At 73.6% G+C, this 21,715-nt stretch carries 14 protein-coding genes, 1 tRNA gene and 1 pseudogene; 10 read left to right on the top strand and 6 right to left on the bottom strand.

The annotated features are described in order from the left end of the window. Positions 1 to 82 precede the first annotated feature (82 nt). Complete coding sequence (locus tag GXP74_RS07180) at positions 83 to 2,773, bottom strand: SpoIIE family protein phosphatase (RefSeq protein WP_182450554.1); 2,691 nt, start codon at positions 2,771 to 2,773, stop codon at positions 83 to 85. Positions 2,774 to 3,481: 708 nt separating this feature from the next. On the opposite strand from GXP74_RS07180, the gene GXP74_RS07175 reads away from it, so the two are divergent. Further along, positions 3,482 to 5,266, top strand: a complete 1,785-nt coding sequence (locus GXP74_RS07175; protein WP_182450553.1) for a hypothetical protein — start codon at positions 3,482 to 3,484, stop codon at positions 5,264 to 5,266. Positions 5,267 to 5,452: 186 nt separating this feature from the next. Here the strand turns inward: GXP74_RS07175 and GXP74_RS07170 are convergent. Further along, positions 5,453 to 5,528, bottom strand: a tRNA-Arg gene (locus GXP74_RS07170). A gap of 459 nt (positions 5,529 to 5,987) precedes the next feature. Here GXP74_RS07170 and GXP74_RS07165 point away from each other — a divergent pair. The 4 genes and pseudogenes from GXP74_RS07165 (at position 5,988) to GXP74_RS07150 (ending at position 9,472) form a co-directional block, all read left to right on the top strand. Further along, the gene (locus tag GXP74_RS07165; RefSeq protein ID WP_182450552.1) at positions 5,988 to 6,521 is read left to right on the top strand and encodes a single-stranded DNA-binding protein; all 534 of its coding nucleotides are present in this window, start codon (positions 5,988 to 5,990) and stop codon (positions 6,519 to 6,521) included. Positions 6,522 to 6,630: 109 nt separating this feature from the next. After that, positions 6,631 to 8,294: pseudogene (ettA, locus tag GXP74_RS07160) on the top strand (energy-dependent translational throttle protein EttA). 114 nt (positions 8,295 to 8,408) lie between these two features. Then, a complete protein-coding gene (locus tag GXP74_RS07155) occupies positions 8,409 to 8,831 on the top strand; it encodes a thioesterase family protein (RefSeq protein WP_182450551.1) in 423 nt (140 codons plus the stop codon). Beyond that, positions 8,828 to 9,472 (top strand): hypothetical protein, encoded by a 645-nt coding sequence (locus GXP74_RS07150; RefSeq protein WP_182450550.1) that lies wholly within the window; start codon positions 8,828 to 8,830, stop codon positions 9,470 to 9,472. Before GXP74_RS07155 ends, GXP74_RS07150 begins: the two co-directional genes overlap by 4 nt. Positions 9,473 to 9,537: 65 nt before the next feature. On the opposite strand, the gene GXP74_RS07145 is transcribed toward GXP74_RS07150, so the two are convergent. Then, positions 9,538 to 10,557, bottom strand: a complete 1,020-nt coding sequence (locus GXP74_RS07145; RefSeq protein WP_182450549.1) for a DMT family transporter — start codon at positions 10,555 to 10,557, stop codon at positions 9,538 to 9,540. A gap of 222 nt (positions 10,558 to 10,779) precedes the next feature. Between GXP74_RS07145 and GXP74_RS07140 the strand changes: the two genes are divergently transcribed. From GXP74_RS07140 to hrpA, 4 genes are all read left to right on the top strand, one after another. Beyond that, positions 10,780 to 12,534, top strand: coding sequence for a bifunctional 3'-5' exonuclease/DNA polymerase (locus GXP74_RS07140; RefSeq protein ID WP_182450548.1), 1,755 nt, complete (start codon positions 10,780 to 10,782; stop codon positions 12,532 to 12,534). A gap of 85 nt (positions 12,535 to 12,619) precedes the next feature. Continuing rightward, on the top strand, positions 12,620 to 13,600 hold the full coding sequence (locus tag GXP74_RS07135) for a zinc-binding dehydrogenase (RefSeq protein WP_182450547.1): 981 nt from the start codon (positions 12,620 to 12,622) through the stop codon (positions 13,598 to 13,600). A gap of 29 nt (positions 13,601 to 13,629) precedes the next feature. After that, a complete protein-coding gene (locus GXP74_RS07130; protein ID WP_182450546.1) occupies positions 13,630 to 14,112 on the top strand; it encodes a GNAT family N-acetyltransferase in 483 nt (160 codons plus the stop codon). A gap of 30 nt (positions 14,113 to 14,142) precedes the next feature. Beyond that, the gene (gene hrpA / locus GXP74_RS07125) at positions 14,143 to 18,642 is read left to right on the top strand and encodes an ATP-dependent RNA helicase HrpA (RefSeq protein ID WP_182450545.1); all 4,500 of its coding nucleotides are present in this window, start codon (positions 14,143 to 14,145) and stop codon (positions 18,640 to 18,642) included. 21 nt (positions 18,643 to 18,663) lie between these two features. On the opposite strand, the gene GXP74_RS07120 is transcribed toward hrpA, so the two are convergent. Next, a complete protein-coding gene (locus tag GXP74_RS07120; RefSeq protein WP_182450544.1) occupies positions 18,664 to 19,122 on the bottom strand; it encodes a MarR family winged helix-turn-helix transcriptional regulator in 459 nt (152 codons plus the stop codon). 169 nt (positions 19,123 to 19,291) lie between these two features. On the opposite strand from GXP74_RS07120, the gene GXP74_RS07115 reads away from it, so the two are divergent. Next, entirely contained in the window at positions 19,292 to 20,338 is a 1,047-nt protein-coding gene (locus GXP74_RS07115; RefSeq protein WP_182450543.1) for a hypothetical protein, read from the top strand. On the opposite strand, the gene GXP74_RS07110 is transcribed toward GXP74_RS07115, so the two are convergent. Beyond that, positions 20,323 to 21,360, bottom strand: coding sequence for a hypothetical protein (locus GXP74_RS07110; protein WP_182450542.1), 1,038 nt, complete (start codon positions 21,358 to 21,360; stop codon positions 20,323 to 20,325). The two genes, GXP74_RS07115 and GXP74_RS07110, sit on opposite strands and share 16 nt — an antisense overlap. A gap of 59 nt (positions 21,361 to 21,419) precedes the next feature. Then, positions 21,420 to 21,689 carry a GlsB/YeaQ/YmgE family stress response membrane protein gene (locus GXP74_RS07105; protein ID WP_182450541.1) on the bottom strand — a complete coding sequence of 90 codons (270 nt, stop codon included), beginning with the start codon at positions 21,687 to 21,689 and terminating at the stop codon, positions 21,420 to 21,422. Positions 21,690 to 21,715: the final 26 nt, after the last annotated feature.

Below are 21,715 nucleotides of genomic sequence, written 5' to 3'. Positions count from 1 at the left end.
ACCGCCGCACCGGCCACCGTGCGCCCGCAGGCCCCGCCCGCGGGCGCACCGCTGTTGTCGGCCCCGGGGTCGGCGACCCCGGTCAGTAGCGCGGCGTGAGCGGCTGCTCGGCCCAGATCACCTTGCCGCCGCTGGGCGTGTAGCGGGTACCCCAGCGCTGCGCGAGCTGGGCGACCAGGAACAGCCCGCGCCCGCCCTCGTCGGTGGTGCGCGCCCGGCGCAGCCGGGGCGAGGTACTGCTGGCGTCGGCGACCTCGCAGATCAGCACGCTGTCGCGGAGCAGCCGCAGCTGCACCGGACCCTCGGCGTGCCGGATCGCGTTGGTGACCAGCTCGCTGACGATCAGTTCGGTGGTGAAGGCCGCCTCCGACAGCCCCCAGGCCGCGAGTTGGCGTCCGGCGGCGGCGCGCACCGCGGCCACCGCGGCCGGGTCGATCGGCACGTCCCAGGACGCCACGTGCATCGCGTCGGTGACCCTGGTCCGGGCGACCAGCAACGCCACGTCGTCCGACGGGCGGTCCGGCAGCAGCTCGGCGATCAGCGAGGCGCAGGTCCGCTCGGGCGAGCGGACGGGACCGCTCAGAGCCGCCCGCAACCGGGCCAGACCGGCGTCGATGTCATGCCTGCGGTCCTCCACCAGGCCGTCCGTGTAGAGCACCAGCAGGGTGCCCTCGGGCAGTTCGCAGTCGATCGCCTCGAACGGCGAACGGCCCATCCCCAGCGGCGGTCCCACCGGTACCTCGGGCAGCACCGCCGTCCCGTCCGGACTCACCACCCCCGGCGGCAGATGGCCGGCACTGGCCATGGTGCAGTGCTGGGACACGGGGTCGTAGACGACGTACAGACAGGTCGCGCCGACCACGCCGATGCCGTTTCCGGCGACGGACTCCTCCTGGTCCAGCGAGTCGACCAAGGCGTCCAGGTGGCCCAGGAGTTCGTCGGCGGGCAGGTCGAGCGCGGAGAAGTTGCGCACCGCCGTCCGCAGCAGGCCCATGGTCGCGGCGGCGTGCAGGCCGTGGCCGACCACGTCGCCGACCACCAGCGCCACCCGGCCGCCGGAGAGCGGGATCACGTCGTACCAGTCGCCGCCGACCCCGCCCTGGGCCGGGAGGTAGCGGTGCGCGGCCTCGACCGCGCGCTGCGCGGGCAGCGCCCGGGGCAGCAGGCTTCGCTGGAGCGTGAGCGCCAGTTGGTGCTCCCGGGTGTAACGGCAGGCGTTGTCCAGACAGATGGCCGCGCGGTTCACCAGCTCCCGCGCCAGGGACAGGTCGTCGTCGTCGAACCGGGGCGCGTCCAGGTCCCGGTGGAAGGCGGCGACACCGAGGACGGTGCCCCGGGCGACGATCGGGACGGTGATCGTGGTCGCCGTCGGGTCCAGCCTCGGCACCGGTCGGCCGCCATCCGGACCGGTCGGCGCCAGCTCCGCCTCCGGGTGGTGGACCAGCGAACCCACGGACTGTGCCGGGCCGTTGGCGCGGACTGTGCGCAGCGCCGTCCGGCGCATCCGGCGCGGACCGCCGCCGGTCGGCTCCTCCTGGCCGTCGAGCACCCAGTCCCACAGGTCGACCGTCGCCTCATGGGCGAACCCCGGCACCGACACCTCGGTCAACTCCTCCGCGGTACGCCGGACTTCCAGGGTCGTGCCGATCCTCCCGCCGGAGTCGCAGATCAGCGCCAGCCGCTGCCGCGCCGCCAACGCCAGCCGACCCACGCCGGGTTCGCCGACCAGCAGCAGGTACGGCTGGTCCCCGGCGCCGCCGTCGCCCGGCTGCCGCTCCTCCGGCCGCACCGGAAGCCGCTGCCCGTGCGGGAGTCGGGCCTGCACGCTGACCCCGGAACCGCCCTCCGCTTCACTGACGGTCCGACAGAGCAGGGTCGCGCTGAGGCCGTTGGAGAGCGGGACCTCGACGATCGCACTGCGGGCGGCGCCGACGAGTTCGGCCGCCGCGTCGTCGAGCGCGAGCCGGTCGCTCCGCCCCAACTCCGCAGCCCCCGGCCGGTCGCCGTCCCCGGCCGCCATCGTCCGGTACGGCCGTCCGACCGACGCGAAGAAGGAGCGCAACAGCCGCCGCTCCCGTTCGCTGTACTGCTCGAAGAGCTGCCGCTCGATGTCGGCCACGGCGGCACGGAGCAGCGCGGACATCATCGGATGCGCGTCGGCGTGCCAGCAGGTGAGGTCGAGGATGCCCAGGATGCTGCCGCTCAGCGGATCCCGCACCGGCGCCCCGGCGCAGGCGAAGGACTGAAGCCGGTCGGTGAAGTGCTCGCTGCTGGACACGGTGCAGAGACGCCGCTCGGCGAGCGAGGTACCGATGCCGTTGGTACCGGCGTCCTCCTCGGCATAGCTGAAGCCCGGCGCGACCTGGACCGAGTCCAGGTGCTGCCGCATTCCGGGCGTGCCGGGACGGCAGACCAGGATCCGCGCGGCGGCGTCGGCCAGCAGCACGCTCACCCTGCTCCCGGAGATGTTCTGTTGCAGCCGCTCCAGCACCGGTGCGGACGCCCGCACCAGCTGCTCCTGCGGGTCCAGTTCGGGCTGATAGGGCAGCTCGGTGCGCTGCGGCAGCAGCCCGACCCGCAGGCAGCGCTGCCACGAGTCGAGGATCGACCTTCGCACCGGCGGCAGCCTGCCACCGCCGCCCGGCCAACCGTCGCCGTCGTCCCGGCCGTAGCCACCGGCCAGCCCGGCCGCACCCGCCGCGCCGACCGCACTGGCCAGGAACCGCTCCCTGGCCCGAGCCGAGCCTCCGCCGCTCTCCCAGACGCCCGCCATGCCGCATCCTCCCGCAGTCCGGACGCGGGCCACCGAGGAGTCCACCGCCCGCCACCCCACCCCGCCGGGCTGCCATGTGGACCGGACTCGGATCCCCGACGCCCTGGCGGTACTTCGGTACGGACGGTAGTGCCCTGACTACGCCCGATGCGGCGCTTGTGGCAGGACTGGCCTGGCGCGCCACCCGTCCGAGTGAATCTGGGCCACTGCCACACGGCAGTTCCCGAGGCCGACGATGCCCGGAGTTCATGCTGACGATCCGTCATACATTCTTTCGCCGACCGTCCGCCGACGGCGGCGGGCACACCGGCACGAGGCGACCGACCGATGCTTTTCGGCCACCAGCCGCGCACCGCGCCGCCGGACGCGATCCAGCGCCTCTGGAGGCCCACTGCGATGGCATGTTGGTCTGATTAAATTTCATGTCTATGACAGCTCAGTCACATTGAAGAGTCGCTCATGGACGGTGCGTGCACACCGCAGAGCCGCAGGCCCGCACGGATGGCCGCGCGGCTTCGGCGCAGGAGGAGCAACCGCGCCGTGGGAGCGTGCACCGCACCGCGCCGCACCCGTATCGTGAGCGTTCGCGCCCTACGGAAAGCCGCGTCGAACGGCCTCACCCGAATGGAGTCGTCCGGCGGCAGCCCGCCTGCCGCGCTTCATCCAGCCCGGCGCAGCAGTCCTCCCTGCCACGAATCGGACCACACTATGACCGCGCTCCAACCGTCCACCGATGAGACGACCACGGCCCAAGCGACCGAACCGACCGGCGACATTCAGTCAAGCGTCCGCGAGGACCTGCTCAGCTACGCCGACCTCGGCGGCTTCACGCTGACCGCCAAGACCCACGCCTGGTACGCGGCAGCCGACACCATCACCAACCCCGAGGAGGCCCGGGCGGCCTCGACCGTCCTCGCCGAGCTGCGCGGACGCGACCTGCCCGCCACCCGGGAGACGGCGGCCCGGCTGCTCGCGGAGACGACGCTGGGCGAGCTCAAGACGGCTGCGGCGCTGAACGAGGCGGTCACCCTGCTGCACCGGGTCCGGACGACGCTGGCGACCCTCAGCCCGGCGGTCTACGCCTCGGACACGCTGGAGTCGTTCACCGCGGCCACGGCCGACAGCCGGTGGCGCAAGGAGCACGGGGTGAAGCTGTCCTGGGGACAGCGCCGCGCCCTGCGCCGGGACGTCCGCGCGTTCGCGGTCGTCCCCGGTACCCGGCGGGCCGCCCTGCACGCGGCGCTGAGCGCGGCGGCACTGGACCGGAAGGAGTGGGCGGCGCTCTCCCCCACCGACGCCCGCCCGGCGCTCCCGGCGGACGAGGCACTCCTCGACGGCGCGGTCCAGGCGATCGAGGCCGCCCAGACCGGGCTGCGCGAGCTGGACCGGCTGCTGCCGGAGTACGACCTGGCCACGATGCCCTTCGACGAGCTGTCCGACCTGGTCGACCAGCTGGCCGCGGACGAGGGCACGCTGTACCGGCTGCCCACCCTCCGCGCGCTGCGCGACGGCATCGAGCAGCGCGGCCACGGCAAGCTGATCGCCGAACTGACCGAGCAGCGCGCCGACGCGGAGGCCGTGGCGGCGGCGTGCGACCTGCACTTCCCCGCCCGCACCGACACCCTCCAGTCCCTCCTCCCCAACCCCCGCGAGGACGCGGACACCGCGACCGCCGCCACCACCACCACCGACAAGGCGGAGGCGGACACCGCCCTCGAAGCCGAGCCCGAGCCCGAAACCGAGGCCCTGGCAGAGGCCGAGGTCGAGGCAGCGGCCGTCGTGGAGGCAGCGGCCGTCGTGGAGGCCGAGGCCGTCGTGGAGGCAGCGGCGGAGGCCATCGAGGAGGCGGAGGTAGAGGTCGAGGCAGCAGAGGTCGCACCCGAGGTCGAGGCCCAGGTTGAGGCCGAGGCCGTCGAGGAGGCGGTCGAGGCCGAAGCGGAGGTCGCACCCGAGGTCGAAGCCGAGGCTGCGTCCGAGGCGGAGATTGAGGAAGCAGTCGCGACCGAGGCCGTCGAGGAGGCGGAGGTCGAGGCGGAGACGGCTCCCGAGGCCGAGGCCGAGGCCGCTGTCGACTCCGACCTCGACAACGACCTCGACAACGACGCCGTGGAGGAGGCGGAGGCCATCGTGGAGGCCGCCGCCGAGGCCGCCGCGGTGACCGAGGCCGAGGCGATCGCCGAGGCGGCAGCCGCCCTCGCCGCCGAGGCCGAGCCGGTCGCCGAGCCGGTCGCCGAGCCGGTCGCCGCACCGGAGCCCGCCGCCGAGGCCGAGCCCGCCGCCCGTCCCGGCAAGCCGGACGTCACCCCCGGTCGGCCGGTCAACGCCTACTCCGCCGAGGAACTGCTCGCGGTGGTCCGTTGGATCGACACCGACGGCACCGAGCGCAGCGAGGACGAGCTGCTGCGCGCGGCGATGAAGGAGCTGGGCTTCTCCCGCCTCGGCCCCCGGATCAAGGAAGCCCTCGGCGCAGCCGTCAGCGCGGCCCGCGGCTGAGCGGTACACCCGGTCCGCACCATCCCCGGCCCGGCGCCCGGACATCGTCCGAGCGCCGGGCCGGGCGCATGAGCGCAGGTGGCCCCGGACGGCCACGCCTCGTTCGCAGTCCCGCTCCCCCAGGGGCCCGCTGATGAACAATCAGCGTGCGCCCAGACCACCGACAACGCGCTGGTCAAAAGCGTTTGGTGCCCCCAGCAGGACTCGAACCTGCGGCCAAGCGCTTAGAAGGCGCCTGCTCTATCCACTGAGCTATGGGGGCGGGACAGGGGCCCGGCGGACGCCGGGGGGCTCCTGTCGTGGGACAGGATAAGCGCGGCTGGGCTCTGCACCTGGTGCTCCTGCGGGGGCGCCGTCAGCCGGGTCCCCTGGAGAGCGGTCTGATAATCGCAGGTGGATTACGTGTGCGCAGCGGCCCGGGAGCCCAGAAAGCTGGCTGTTGTTCACTCGTTACGGCGCTGCTGCCTGACCCGTTATGGATGTGCCAAGGCGCGGACACCGCTGCACGCGGGAGCGCCGGACGCTGGGCGGATCACCTGAAAGACGGTGCCGCACCCCGCCAAGTCCACCCGATCGAGTGGCCAGGTTTTCCACAGGGGGTCGGCTGTCCACAGATCGTCCCCGTCCGCCCCGGAATGTCGCCCGCTTCGGGCAGTCTCGTGCCATCGGCCGCCGGTACGGGCGGTGCGGACGCGACACGGGAGCAGAGGCGGAGCAGACCATGAACGGCACGATGGTGACTCTGGTGGGCACGGTTGCCTCCGAGGTGAAGTACTCGACGACGACCGGTGGCGTGGCGGTGGCGAATTTCCGGCTGGCGGCCACCGACCGCCGCTTCGACCGCCAGCGGCAGAGCTGGGTGGACGGCGACACCAGCCTCTACCTGGTGTGGAGCTGGCGCTGGCTCGCGGAGAACGTCCTCGCTTCGGTGGGGCGCGGGGATCCACTGCTGGTGACCGGTCGACTACGGATCCGCGAGTGGGACAGTGGCGAGGGCCGGTCCAGGAGCCTGGTGCCGGAGATCGAGGCCGCCGCGATCGGGCACGACCTGTGCCGGGGCACGTCGGCGTTCCGCAAGGCGGTGCGCGGTCGTCCGGAGCTGGTGGCCCCGGTCGGCGCCCGGCCGGGGCCGTCGGTTCCGCTGGTCCCCGCGCCGCTACCGGCGGTGACCGGAACCGCCGTGCGGTTCGAACCGGGGCTGCCGGAGCCGCGACCGGTCCTGGTCGGCGAGGCGCCGCCGTCCGGCTCGGGCTGACCGCGGGCCGCCCGCTGGTCCGCCGACTGACCGCCCTGCCCGGAGTCCGCTCCCGGTGCGGCACAATGGAAGGCTGTAGCCACCCCCCAACGACGCCGGACGGTTCATCTTGGCTGAGTACATCTACACCATGCGCAAGACCCGGAAGGCGCACGGCGACAAGGTCATTCTTGACGACGTGACGCTGAGTTTCCTGCCTGGGGCGAAGATCGGCGTCGTGGGTCCCAACGGCGCGGGCAAGTCCACTGTGCTGAAGATCATGGCCGGGTTGGAGCACCCCTCCAACGGTGAGGCGTTCCTCAGCCCCGGCTACAGCGTCGGCATGCTCCTGCAGGAGCCCCCGCTCGACGAGACGAAGACGGTCCTGGAGAACGTCGAGGACGGCGTCAAGGACACCAAGGCCAAGCTCGACCGCTTCAACGAGATCGCCGAGCTGATGGCGACCGACTACTCGGACGCCCTGCTCGACGAGATGGGCAAGCTCCAGGACGAACTCGACCACTCCAACGCCTGGGACCTCGACGCCCAGCTGGAGCAGGCCATGGACGCCCTCGGCTGCCCCCCGGGGACTGGCCGGTGACGACCCTCTCCGGTGGCGAGAAGCGCCGCGTGGCGCTCTGCAAGCTGCTGCTGGAGGCCCCTGACCTGCTGCTGCTCGACGAGCCCACCAACCACCTGGACGCCGAGTCGGTCCAGTGGCTGGAGCAGCACCTGGCCAAGTACGCGGGCACCGTGGTCGCCGTCACCCACGACCGGTACTTCCTCGACAACGTCGCCCAGTGGATCCTGGAGCTCGACCGCGGTCGCGCCCTGGCCTACGAGGGCAACTACTCCACCTACCTCGACACCAAGGCGACCCGCCTCAAGGTCGAGGGCCAGAAGGACGCGAAGCGCGCCAAGCGCCTCAAGGAGGAGCTGGAGTGGGTCCGCTCCAACGCCAAGGGCCGTCAGGCGAAGTCCAAGGCGCGACTGGCCCGCTACGAGGAGATGGCGGCCGAGGCCGACAAGATGCGGAAGCTGGACTTCGAGGAGATCCAGATCCCGCCGGGCCCGCGACTGGGCAGCATCGTGGTCGAGGTCAACAACCTCAGCAAGTCCTTCGGTGACAAGCTGCTGGTCGAGGACCTGAGCTTCACCCTGCCGCGCAACGGCATCGTCGGCGTCATCGGCCCCAACGGCGCGGGCAAGACCACGCTGTTCAAGATGCTGCTCGGGCTGGAGGAGCCGGACTCCGGCAAGGTCAGGATCGGTGAGACGGTCAAGGTCTCCTACGTCGACCAGAGCCGTTCCAACATCGACCCCAAGAAGACGCTGTGGGCCGTCGTCTCCGACGAGCTGGACTACATCAACGTCGGCCAGGTCGAGATGCCGTCCCGGGCCTACGTCTCGGCCTTCGGCTTCAAGGGCCCGGACCAGCAGAAGCCCGCCGGGATCCTCTCCGGCGGTGAGCGCAACCGGCTGAACCTGGCGCTGACGCTCAAGGTCGGCGGCAACCTGCTGCTGCTCGACGAGCCCACCAACGACCTGGACGTCGAGACCCTGGGCTCGCTGGAGAACGCGCTGCTGGAGTTCCCCGGCTGCGCCGTGGTCATCTCCCACGACCGGTGGTTCCTGGACCGGGTGGCGACGCACATCCTCGCCTACGAGGGCGACTCCAAGTGGTACTGGTTCGAGGGCAACTTCGAGTCCTACGAGAAGAACAAGGTGGAGCGTCTCGGTGCCGACGCGGCCCGGCCGCACCGGGCCAGCTACAAGAAGCTCACCCGCGGCTGAGCAGCCCGCGACACCTGTCCGCAACACCACCGGGGCAGGCTTGGCCACCCTGCGGCACACCCGTGCCGCAGGCGACCGACCTGCCCCGGCACCCAGCCCCCTCCGGAGAACTCAGTGGCCCGCCACATATACGCCTGTCCCCTGCGCTGGTCCGACATGGACGCCTTCGGGCATGTCAACAACGTGGTCTTCCTGCGCTACCTGGAGGAGGCCCGGATCGACCTGACCTTCACCAACGCCGGTGCCGCCGGTGAGAAGGCGTTCGCCGAGGGGTCGGTGGTGGCCCGCCACGAGATCGACTACCTGCGCCCGCTGGTCTACCGGCCGGCCCCGGTCACCATCGAGACCTGGCTGACCCGGCTGGGCTACGCCTCGTTCACGGTCGCCTACGAGATCAAGGACGAGGAGACCGTCTACGTCCGCGCCTCGACCGTGGTCGTCCCCTACGACCTGGCGGCGGCCCGGCCGCGCCGACTGAGCGACAGCGAGCGCGCGTTCCTGGCCGACTACGTCGAGAAGGCACCGGTCGCGGCGTGACGGCAGTGCACCTGGCCGACCCCCGGGAGGCCGCGGACCTGGGTGCCTTCCTCACCCGGCTGCTCCGGTTCGACAAGGGCGCGGCGGTGCGGCTGCAGACCGCGAACCTCGGCCTGGCGCTGTTCGCCCGGCTGCCGCTCGGCGACAGCGGCCCGCTCGCGGTCCGCACCGCCCGGCTGGCGGCGGAGCCGACCGGCGCCGCCGCCCCGGTGGACGTGACCCTGTCCGCCGGTCAGCTGCTGGAGGCCGTCGGCAGCGGCTCGGAGCTGGAGCTGCCGCCCGCGATCACCGGCCCGTCCTGGGCCGGGCTGCTGCCGCCGCGCGGCGGCTGGGAGCACCTGCGCGACCTGCCCACCGCGCCGCTGCGGGCCGCGGTGAGCGCCGCGGTGACCGAGTTCCGCCGGGAGACCGACGACCAGGACGCCCTCGCCGAGTCGATCTGGTCCCGCCAGGTCGACCCCTCCGGCCTCACCCTGCGCGCCCTGCACGCGGCCCAACTGGTCGGCCTGCTCCAGCAGTCCGACCACGTCGCGGTGCACCGGCACCCGGCCTGGCTCCGGCTGTCCGCGCCGCGCGGCTACGTCATCGTCCGCCGTGCCCCCGCCCCCGGTAACGGCCTGGGCCTCTCCCCCGCCCGCTGACCGGCCCGCTGACCGGCCCGGGGCGCGGGGGCCGATGCCGGTACGGCTGACGGACTGACCTCCGCTCACGGCTCCGCGCCGGACGCCCCCACCGATGTGCCCGCCGCCGCGCCGACCGCGGCGGGCGGCTCGGCGGGGTGCGGCCGCTCACCGGCGGGGGCGCGCGGCGTGGCGGCGGTCCGGCCCCAGGTGGTACCGGCCAGCACCAGCACCGCGCCCAGCGCGCCGAGCAGCCCGAGCCGGTCGCCGCCGATCAGCACGCCGATGACCGCCGCCCACAGCGGCTCCGTCCCGAGCAGCAGGCTGACCCGAGACGGCGAGGTCCGGCGGACCGCCCACATCTGCACGAAGAACGCGAACACCGTGCACATCAGCCCGAGGTAGAGCAGGTCGGTCCACTGTCCCGGGTCGAAGGACCCGGCGAGCCGCCACGGCGCGGTCCCGACGAAGGCGTTGCCCAGCGCGAACACCAGCAGTGACACGGCCAGCTGGACAAAGGTCAGCGCCCCGCCGTCGGTCCGCCGCACCGCGCGCATCCGGTGCATCACCACCACGTGCAGCGCCCGGACGGCGGCGGCGCCGAGCACCAGCAGGTCGCCGCCGCTCGGCCGGTGGAAGCCCGCCCCCTCGGTGAGCAGGGCGACGCCGAGGACGGACAGCGCGGCGGCGGCCATGAAGGCGCGGGAGGGCCGGGTCCGGTTCAGCAGGCCTTCGGTGAGCGGGGTGAAGACCATCGTCAGGCTGATGATCAGACCGGCGTTGGTGGCCGAGGTGTGCACCACCCCGTAGGTCTCCAGCAGCAGGATCACGGCCAGGACCACCCCCAGCACCGCCCCGCCGCCGACCTCCGCCGCGCTCAGCCGCCGCAGCCGCCGGGCGACCAGCAGGCCCATGGGCAGCAGCGCCACGCCGAAGCGCAGCACCAGCAGCGGGACCACGTCGGCCTCGGTGGCGATGTCCTTGGTCGCGAGGTAGCTGGACCCCCAGACCACGGCGACCGCGACCACCGGCAGGTCGGTCCGCCACAGACGCGCCGCCGGATTCGCGGCGGCGGCGCGGGAGGCCGCCGAAGGTGAAGGAGTCATGCCATCCATCCTCGGCCCCGGCCGCGCCCCGCCGTCCGGCTTTCCACCATCCGGACGTGGCCGCCCGCAGCGGCCGCTCCCCGGCGTTGTCAGTGCCCGGTGATACGTTCCGCAGCGGGCGGGACGGCACAGCACCGACCGCACAGCACAGCACCGACAGAACAGCACCGACAGAACAGCACCGACAGAACAGCACCGACGGGGACCACGGAGGCAGCAGGCGTGGCAGGCCAGACAGCGCCGCGGGTCGCGGTCGCGGCGGACCAGGACGGCCACGGCGGTCGGCTCCAGCCGCTCGCCGAGAGCGGCGAGCCGCTGGACCAGCCGCTGCGGGTGCGCGACCTGGCCGCCGCCATGGCCGACTGGGAGGCCGCCGCGGCCCCCCGCTGGGTCTGGGCCGCGACCGAGGAGGTGTACCCGCGGCTGCTGCCCCAGCTGCCGGAGGGCCGCCTCGGCCGCTGCCATGACGTGAAGCTGGTGGAGCCGCTGCTGCTGGGCCTGGAGGACCGCTACGGCCAGCCGCGCTCGCTGGGCGCGGCCTGGGCCCGGCTGCACGGCCGACAGGTCCCGCCGGACCTGCCGGAGGGCCCGGGCGGCGACAGCGACCAGGACTCCCTGTTCGCCCCCGACCGCAGCCGCCTCCCACCCGGCACCGATCCGCTGGCCGCCCTGGTCGCCGTCCACGCCGAGCAGCAGCGCCGGATCGCCTCCGCCGCCGAGCCCGCGCGGACCAGGCTGCTCTGCGCCGCCGAGTCGGCCGGCGGCCTGGTAGCCGCCGAGATGGGGTACGACGGCCTGCCGTGGAGCGCGCAGGCCCATGACCGGCTGCTGGTCGACCTGCTCGGCCCCCGGCCGCGCGGTGGCGCGCAGCCCGTGAAGCTGGCCGCGCTGGCGGCGGAGCTACAGCAGGCCCTCGGCGGACGTCCGCTGAACCCGGACTCCCCGGCGCAAGTGCTGCGGGCCTTCGCCGAGCAGGGCATCAGCCTGAGCTCGACCCGCAACTGGGTGCTGCGCGCGGTGGACCACCCGGCCGCGCCGCTGCTGCTGAGCTACAAGGAGCTGTCGCGGATCCACGCCGCGCACGGCTGGGCCTGGCGCGACGCCTGGGTGCGGGACGGCCGCTTCCGTCCGGAGTACGTGGTCGGCGGCGTGGTGTCCGGACGCTGGGCGAGCCGGGGCGGCGGGGCGCTGCAGATCCCCCGGATCATGCGCGGCGCGGCGCTGGCCGACCCGGGCTGGCTGCTGGTGGTCGCGGACGCGGGCCAGCTGGAGCCCCGGGTGCTGGCGGCGATGTCGGGCGACCCGGGCATGATCCGCGCGGGCGCGCAGGGCGACCTGTACGCCGGGCTGGCGGCGGACGCCTTCGGCGGTGACCGGGCCCGGGCCAAGCTGGGCCTGCTGGGCGCGATGTACGGGCAGACCAGCGGCGAGACCGGGCAGCTGGTGGCCGTGCTGCGGCGGCGGTTCCCGCAGGCCATGGGGTTGGTCGAGGCGGCGGCGCGGACCGGCGAGGCGGGCGGGGTGGTCCACTCGCGGCTGGGGCGGGTGTGCCCGCCGCCGTCCCTCGGGTGGCTGGACCTGACCGAGGGCGCCTCCGGCGGCTCGGCCGAGGACGCGGCCCGCGACACCCGCTCGCGCGGGCGCTTCACCCGCAACTTCGTGATCCAGGCCAGCGCGGCGGACTGGGCGCTGGCGCTGATCGCGGCGCTGCGGCGGCGGCTGGCGCAGCTGCCGACCAGCGTCCCGGGCGACCGGCCGCGCCTGGTCTTCTTCCAGCACGACGAGGTCGTGGTGCACACCCCGGCGCAACTCGCCGACGCGGTACGGGAGGCGGTGGCCGCCGCCGGGGAGGAGGCCCGACGACTGGTCTTCGGCGACACGCCGGTCCGCTTCCCGCTGGACACCCATGTGGCGGCGAGTTACCAGGACGCCAAGGAGGGCACGGAGGAGGACGGCGAGGACACCGAGGAGGACTGACCGCGGAACCGACTTGAAGTGTTCGATGAAATCCATACACTAGGAAGTGTTCGCAGATCATTGAACACATCACTGGGGGTCGGCCATGCGTGCAGTCGTCGTTTCGGAACTCGGCGCACCGGAGGTACTGCGGCTGCTCGACATTCCCGAGCCGCTGCCCGAGGCGGGTGAGGTCACCATCGACGTGGCCTACGCGGGCGTCAACTTCGCCGAGGTCAAGGCCCGCTCCGTCGGTTACCGGGTCACCGGGCTGCCGTTCGTGCCCGGGGTCGAGGTCTCCGGCCGGATCCGCGCCGTGGGCGCGGGGGTGACCGGTTTCCAGGTCGGCCGGCGGGTCGCCGCCTTCCTCGACCGCGGCGGCTACGCGGAGGTGGTCCGGGTGTCGGCCGACCGCGCCTTCGCCCTGCCCGACGAGCTGGAGCTGCGGGCCGCCGCCACCCTGACGGCCGTGCTGCCCACCGCCTACGCGCTGATCCACCCGGTCGGACGGCTGCTGCCGCAGGAGTCCGTACTGGTCCAGGGGGCGGCCGGGGGTGTCGGCACGGTGCTCGGCCAGGTCGCCCGGCTGGCCGGGGCGGCCAAGGTCTACGGCGTGGTCTCGCACCCGGACAAGGCCGCGTACGCCAAGGAGTTCGGCTACGACGAGGTGTTCGTCGGCGACGGCTGGGACCAGCGGCTCGCCGCGGCCACCGGCGGGCGGGGCGTCGACCTGGCGCTCGACTCGGTCGGCGGCGACACCTGGCAGCGCAGCCTGGACTCCCTGGCCCGCTACGGCCGCCTGGTCTCCTTCGGCAACGCCGGTGGCGCCCCGGCCTGGGGCGCGGGGGTGGCCGAACTCCAGGAGCGGGCCCTGTCAGTGGCCTCGTTCAGCATCCTGAGCACCGCCGCGCTGGCCCCGGACCGGCTGCGGGAGCTCACCGCCGCCGCCTTCGAACTGGCCGCCACCTGGGACATCCAGCTGCCGGTGACCGCCGAGTTCCCGCTGGAGCGGGCCGCCGACGCGCACCGGCTGATCGAGAGCCGCAGCAGCACCGGCAAGCTGCTGCTCAGGGTCTCCGGCGACTGACCGGGACCGCCGGGCGGGATACTGCGGTGGTGATTCCCACCCAGCGCCTGCGGCTGCACCCCGCCTCGCCCGCCGACGCGCGCCGACTCGCGCACGGCGGCGACGGCGGCTGGCGCTGGCTCGGGGGCGGTCCCGGCGGCGGGACCAGGGACCTGGCCGGGATCGTCGAGCGGGCCGACGACGTCGGCTGGCACCGGCCGCCCTGGGGCCTGTACGTGATCGTCCGCGAGGCGGACCAGCTGGCCGTCGGCGGCACCGGCTTCCACGCGCCGCCGGACGTCCACGGCTCGGTCGAGGTCGGCTACGAACTGGCCCCGGCGGCCCGGGGGCTCGGCTACGCCACCGAGACCCTGCTGGCGCTCGCCGGGTTCGCCTTCACCCACCCCGCCGTACGCTCGGTCACCGCCAGCACCTACCCGGAGAACACCGCCTCCCAGCGGGTTCTCCAGCGGGCCGGCTTCACCCGCCGGGACGACCTGGACGGGCTGCACCGATATCGGCTCGACAGGTGAGGGGGAAGCTTGCGTAGGCTTGGGGGCGCAATGGGTATCCCGCAGAGCTCCACCGCCGCAGTCCAGCCCGCCGCCGAGTCGTCCGGCCCCAGCCCCACCAGCGCCGACGACGCCGCGCGGCCGCCTCGCGGCACCCGCAACCGCAGCCGCCGCCCGCGCGGCCCGCGCCCGGACGCACGCCCCGGCCCCACCAGCCCGGACGCCGCGCCCGGGCTCGACGCTGCCCCGGACGCGGCATCCGGCGCCGTACCGGGCCCCGACGCCGAGGCCGCACCGGACCCGGGCACCACCGCCCGCGACGAGGCCGCCGCCCGGTCCGGCAACCGCACCGCCCGCGCCCGCCGCACCGACCGGCCCGCCGAGGCCGAGGGCGACGCCCCCCGCACCCGCTCCCCGCGCCGGGCCCGAGCCCGCTCCGGCCCGGACCGCACCACCCCCAGGACGACGGCTGAGACCGGAACCGAGCCCGGAACCCAGCCCGGAACCCAGCCCGGGACCGAGCCCGGGACCGAGCCCGGATCGGAGCTCGGAACCGAGCCGACCAGTCCCGGCGCGGTCGGCGCCGGCCCCGCCCCCGCGCTCGGCGAGCTGGCCGCCCGGCTGCCCGCGCTCACGCTGCGCGACGAGGAGCGCCTCGGGCGCCGCCTGGAGGGCCTGCGCAAGGTCCGCGAACCGGAGAAGCGCGAGCGCCAGCTGGCCGCCGTCACCGGTGAGATCGAGGCGGCCGAGCTGCGCCTGGCCAACCGGCGCGCGTCCATCCCGACCCCGGTCTACCCGGAGTCGCTGCCGGTCAGCGCCCGCCGCGAGGACATCCTGGCCGCGATCCGGGACCACCAGGTGGTGATCATCGCCGGTGAGACCGGCTCCGGGAAGACCACCCAGATCCCGAAGATCTGCCTGGAGCTCGGGCGCGGCGTACGCGGCCTGATCGGCCACACCCAGCCGCGCCGGATCGCCGCCCGCACCGTGGCCGAGCGGGTCGCCGAGGAGCTGGGCACCGAGCTGGGCTCGACCGTCGGCTGGAAGGTCCGCTTCACCGACCAGGTCGGTCCGGACACCGCCGTCAAGGTGATGACCGACGGCATCCTGCTGGCCGAGATCCAGAACGACCGGCTGCTGCGCCAGTACGACACGCTGATCATCGACGAGGCGCACGAGCGCAGCCTCAACATCGACTTCATCCTCGGCTACCTCAAGCAGCTGCTGCCCAAGCGCCCCGACCTGAAGCTGGTGATCACCTCCGCCACCATCGACCCGGAGCGCTTCGCCGGCCACTTCGCCGATCCCCGCAGCGGCGAGGACGCGCCGATCATCGAGGTGTCCGGGCGCACCTTCCCGGTCGAGGTCCGCTACCGCCCGGTGGTGGACGAGGCCGCCGACGACGAGTCCGACGCGCCGGACGACATCGACCGCGACCGCGACCAGGTGCAGGCGATCTGCGACGCGGTGGACGAGCTCAGCGCCGAGGGCCAGGGCGACATCCTGGTCTTCCTCTCCGGCGAGCGCGAGATCCGGGACACCGCCGACGCCCTGGAGAAGCAGAACCTGCGGTTCACCGAGGTCGTCCCGCTCTACGCGCGGCTGTCCTCGGCCGAGCAGCACCGGGTCTTCCAGCAGCACAACGGCCGCCGGATCGTGCTGGCCACCAACGTCGCCGAGACCTCGCTGACCGTCCCCGGCATCCGCTACGTGATCGACCCCGGCACCGCCCGGATCTCCCGCTACAGCCACCGCACGAAGGTGCAGCGGCTGCCGATCGAGGCGGTCTCGCAGGCCAGCGCGAACCAGCGCAAGGGCCGCTGCGGGCGCACCTCGGACGGTATCTGCATCCGGCTGTACTCGGAGGAGGACTTCCTCGCCCGCCCGGAGTTCACCGACCCGGAGATCCTGCGCACCAACCTGGCCTCGGTCATCCTGCAGATGACCGCCGCCGGGCTGGGCGACATCGGCGCCTTCCCGTTCCTGGAGCCGCCGGACCGCCGCAACATCAAGGACGGCGTGGACCTGCTCCAGGAGCTGGGCGCGCTGGACACCTCGGAGCGGACCAACCGGCTCACCCCCGTCGGCCGCCAGCTGTCCGCGCTGCCGGTGGACCCGCGGCTGGCGCGGATGGTGCTGGAGGCGCAGAGCCACGGCGTGGTCCGCGAGGTGATGGTGATCGCCGCCGCGCTGTCCATCCAGGACCCGCGCGAGCGCCCGGTGGAGAAGCGCGCGCACGCCGACCAGCTGCACGCCCGGTTCACCGACCCGACCTCGGACTTCCTCACCTACCTCAACCTCTGGCGGCACCTGAAGGATCGTCAGAAAGAGCTCTCCTCAAGCCAGTTCCGCCGGATGTGCAAGTCGGAGTTCCTCAACTACCTCCGCATACGGGAGTGGCAGGACATCGACGCGCAACTGCGCCAGGTCGCCCGCTCGCTGGACATCGACGCCGGGCACCCCAACGACGAGGTCGACGGCGACGCCGTGCACCGCTCGCTGCTGGCCGGGCTGTTGTCGCACATCGGCCTCAAGGACGCCGAGAAGCAGGAGTACTTCGGCGCCCGCGGCGCCAAGTTCGCGATCTTCCCGGGCTCGGCGCTCGCTTCTGGGGGCCGCGGCAAGAAGACGCCGCGCTGGGTGATCGCCGCCGAACTGGTCGAGACCTCCCGGCTGTGGGCGCGGATCGCCGCCAAGGTCGAGCCGGAGTGGATCGAGGAGCAGGCGCAGCACCTGGTCAAGCGCAGCTACAGCGAACCCCACTGGGAGAAGGACCGGGGCCAGGTCGTCGCGTTCGAGAAGGTCACCCTGTACGGGGTGACCCTGGTCGCGCAGCGGAAGGTCGGCTACGGGAACATCGACCCGGAGCTGTCCCGGGAGCTGTTCATCCGCCGGGCCCTGGTCGAGGGCGAGTGGCGCACGCACCACCGCTTCTTCCACGACAACCGCAAACTCCTGGACGAGGTCGAGGAGTTGGAGAACCGCGCGCGCCGCCGCGACATCCTGGTGGACGAGGAGACGCTGTTCGACTTCTACGACCAGCGGATCGGCGCCGAGGTGGTCTCCGGCGCGCACTTCGACAGCTGGTGGAAGACGACCCACCGCACCCGTCCCGACCTGCTGACGTTCACCCCCGAACTGCTGGTCAACGACAACGCCGAGGCGGTCACCGAGCGGGACTACCCCTCGGTCTGGCAGCAGGGCGAGCTGACGCTGCCGCTGACCTACCAGTTCGAGCCGGGCGCGGAGGCGGACGGGGTCACCGTGCACATCCCGCTGACGCTGCTGAACCAGGTCCGCCCGGCCGGGTTCGACTGGCAGATCCCGGGCCTGCGCGAGGACCTGGTGACCGCGCTGATCCGCTCGCTGCCGAAGCAGCTGCGCCGCAACTTCGTGCCCGCGCCGGACTTCGCCAAGCATGTGATGCGCGGCCTGGAGACCACCCCGCCGGACGACAAGCCGCTGGTGGAGCTGCTGGAGTGGCAGCTGCACCGGCTCCGCGGGATCCCGGTGCCGCGCGACAGCTGGAACTACGAGGCGGTCCCGGACCACCTGCGGATCACCTTCCGGGTGGTAGACGAGAAGGGCCGCAAGCTGGGCGAGTCCAAGGACCTGGACGGGCTCAAGATCGAGCTGCGCAGCCGCACCCAGGCGGCGATCGCCGAGGCCGCGGGCGGCCTGGAGAAGCGCGGGCTGAAGGACTGGACGATCGGCGAGCTGCCGCACGCGTTCATCCAGAAGCGCGGCACGCAGACCGTCAAGGGCTACCCGGCGCTGGTGGACGACGGCGACTCGGTCTCGGTCCGGCTGCTGGACACCCCGCACGCCCAGCAGCGGGCGATGCTCGCGGGCACCCGGCGGCTGCTGCTGCTCGGTGTGCCCTCGCCGGTCAACTCGATCCAGTCGCGGCTGGGCAACGGCGCCAAGCTGGCGCTGGCCGCCAACCCGCACGGCAGCACCGAGGCGCTGTTCGCGGACTGCCTGACCGCCGCCGCCGACAAGCTGATCGCGGACGCGGGCGGCCCGGCCTGGGACGAGGAGTCCTACGGCCGCCTGCGCGACTCGGTCCGGGCGGAGCTGTACGACACCACCGCCGACGCGGTGGTGAAGGTCGCCAACATCCTCGCGGTGAACCACCGGGTGTCCGAGCGGCTGAAGACCATCGGCAACAGCCTGCTGCTGCTCACCGGACTGACCGACATCCGGGCCCAGCTCGCCGAGTTGGTGCATCCCGGCTTCGTCGCCGAGACCACCTGCCGACGGCTGCCGGATCTGCTGCGCTACCTGAAGGCGGTCGAGCGGCGGCTGGTGAAGCTGCCGGAGGACCCGCACCGCGACCGGGACCGCACCAGCGTGATGCTCAGGATGCGCGACGCCTACGACGAGCTGCTGGCGTCGCTGCCGCCGGACCGCCTGCACGACGACGGCGTGACCCAGGTCCGCTGGATGCTGGAGGAGCTGCGGGTGAGCCTGTGGGCGCAGCCGCTGGGGACCCCGTACCCGGTGTCCGAGCAGCGGATCCTGCGGGCGGTCGAGGCGCTGCGGGACTGACGCCGGGGGCCGGTCGGCCGGTCAGCCCTCGGCGGCGGCCTGCTCCAGCACCGGGCGGAGCCGGGTCAGCAGCTCGTACAGCACCGTGCGCTCCTGGTCGTCGAGCAAATCGAGGGCCTGGTGCGTGGTCTGCATGTCGTCGCGGACCGCGCGGATCGCGGACGCCCCGGCCTCGGTCGCCACGACGATCTTGATCCGCCGGTCGACCGCGCTGACCTCGCGCCGGACCAGCCCGCGCAGTTCCAGCCGGTCGACCAGGCCGGTGACGTTGGAGGCGTCGCAGACCAGCGCCTCGGCCAGGCCGCGCATCGGCACCGGCTTGCGGACCAGCACCGCCAGCGCCTTGGCCTGCACCGAGGTCAGCCCGTGCCGCGCGGCCACGGCCGCGAAGTCCTGGTAGTAGGCGGCGCCCAGCGCGGCGAACTCCTCGATCAGGTGCGCCTTGGTGGGAGCGGGCGGGGTGGGGGCGGTGCTGCTCATGGCTGGAATCATACGGCAACAACTTGACATCATCAATTGTTTATGCAGAACCCCGCCCCGCGGTCCCAGCCGATGCCACCCCCACCCTGGCCGCGCCGGGCGTCCAGCGGCATACTCTCCCCCGCACCGCCGCCCGCACCGCCCCGCGCCACCGACCGACTGGACGCCCGTGTACGGCACCTCGACCCTGCTCACCCCGCTGAAACGCCGCTGGCGCCGGTTCGCCCGGCTGCGCGCCCTGCTGCTCCAGGGCGCCGTGGGCCTCACCGGACTGCTGCTGATCACCCTGCCGCCGGCGGCCGAGCGGATCTGGCACGACGTCGGCGCGACCGTGCTGCTGGCGGCGGTCACCCTGCGCGTCTGGCGCGCGCCCGAGGAGGGCCTGCCGGACCCGCTGCGCTTCCGCAGGCTGCACCGCGCGGTCTGCTGGCGGGTCGGCACCGCGCTGCTGCTCGGCGGGACGCTGGCGCTGGTCGCCAACCGCTGGCTGCTGGCGCGGCACGAGGGCGGCGGCGCGCACACCGTGGCCGTCCTCGGCGGCGTCTCGGCGGGTCTGGGCGTCCTGGCGGCGGTGGTGGAGCGCCCGCTCTGGCGGCTGTGGCCGACGCCGGTGCGGCGGGCCGCGGCGACCGCCGAGGCGCTGGAGAAGATCAGCCGGAACCAGCCGATCACCGCCCGGCCGCTGGCCGGGCTCCCGGAGCCGGTGCTGCACCGGCCCGCGGGGACGCCGTCCCCGCACGCCTGCTCCACCTTCGGCCGCAAGCGGGACGCGGTGGGCCGGGTCGTGCTCCGCTGGGACGGGCGCCATCTCATCGTGGTCGACCGCTACGGCACCGCCTACGAGGTACCGATACCCGGGCAGCCACGTGACCTCGCGCTCGCGTACGACGCGCGGCTGCGCCCGCTCGGCGAGCTCGTCTGGTGCTCGTACGTCTGGCGGCCCCCGTACCGGGTGCCCCGCGCGACGCTGCTGCTGCTCGACACCGACGGCAGGTGCTTCGCCGAGCTCACCGGCCCGCGCTTCGGCCGACAGGCCGCGGTGGCGGTCGCCCGCGCCGCCGGGGTGGCCTTCACCGCGCACGACCTGTCCTTCGCCGGTGTCGGCTGGGAGGAGCTGTTGAAGGCGCTGTACCCGCGCCGGGGGCGGGTGTTCCGTCTCCGCGACGACCGCCTGCCACCTGACCGCCGCGCCGCCTACGGTCAGCCCAGCAGGTAGGGCAGCCGCCGGGCCAGGAACCCGCAGCTGAACCCCTCGCGGAGCCGCCACAGCCCGGCGTCCACCACGAAGTGCGCCATGGTCGCGCCCAGGTAGGCGCCGTAGACGGCACGGGCGGGCGCGCCGCCGCCGCCCAGGTGCGAGGCCCCGTCCAGCGCCAGGCCCAGGGTCAGGCCGACGCCGAGCAGCACGGCCAGCGAGACCGGCCGCCCCGGTCGCGGCCCGCCACCGGCGACCAGCGCCAGCATCAGCAGGTACTGGAAGCCGTGGGCGAGGGTGAGCACGGCCACCGCGGCATAGGGCGACTGGAACAGGAAGACCGGCAGGAAGAACAGCAGCGTCATCAGGTACAGCCCGGCGGCGGCGGGCCGCCGGTGCTCCGGGGCGCGCCGCAGCAGCTGCACCACCCCGTTGCCGACGGCCAGCGCGTACCCGGCCGCCGCCAGCGGGAACACCGGGTCCAGGCTCGGTACGTCGGCCAGCCGCAGCAGCGACGGGTGGCTGAGCAGTCCGGCGATGCCCGCGATCCCGGCGCAGACCACCGCGCGGCGCTCGCCCGCGCGCAGCGAACCGCTGCCGTACGCGGTGGAGGCCAGCGCCGCCAGGCTCAGGTTCTGCCGCTGGAAGTGCGAGAACTGCCAGCCGAAGAACGCGAGCAGCAGCAGTTCGAACGGCCGCTGCGGGACGATCGCGGCGAGCACGGCGGTACCGGCGACCAGCGCCAGCGGCGCGGTGACGTAGCGCGCCCGCCGGGTGCCCATGTGCCGCCGCATCTCCGGGACGCAGTAGAACCACCCGGTCCCGGCGACGTGCACGGTCGAGCCGAGGAACAGCAGCCCGCCCAGGGCGGCGCCGGGCGCGGCCCCGCCGGCGGGCGCCAGCGCGACCACCACCGGCAGCGCACCGACCGTCAGCAGCAGCGTCCCGCCCAGCCAGACGGCGCGTGGCAGGGGGCCGTTCGGGGCGCGCGGCGCGCCCCGCGGTCGGCGGGCGGCGGCTGATATCGGTCCCAGGGCTGGCATCGCGCCAGCTTAGACGAGGCGCCGTGGACCGACCGGGGCGGCGGCGCCGCCCGCCCGGGCTACCTGCGCGACTTGACCTGCGGATAGAACGACGCCCCGGCGGCCACCACCACCAGCGCGCCGACGAGTTGCAGCAGGTGCCGGATCCAGTCGATGCCGCTGGTGTGCCTGACGCCGATCGCGGACGCCAGGAAGTTGCCCAGCAGCGCCCCGACCATGCCGCACAGCACGGTCAGCCAGATCGGGATGCTCTGCTTGCCCGGCAGCAGCAGCTTGGCCAGAAAGCCCAGGATCGCACCGACGATGACGATCCAGATGATCTGAAACATGGTCCCTCCCTGAGGGTGCCGACGTC

Origin of the sequence: Streptacidiphilus sp. P02-A3a, from assembly GCF_014084105.1 — a bacterium.
GTDB lineage: Bacteria > Actinomycetota > Actinomycetes > Streptomycetales > Streptomycetaceae > Streptacidiphilus.
The sequence above is the reverse complement of the archived record's forward strand: the minus strand, read 5'-3'. Positions and strand labels throughout refer to the sequence as shown.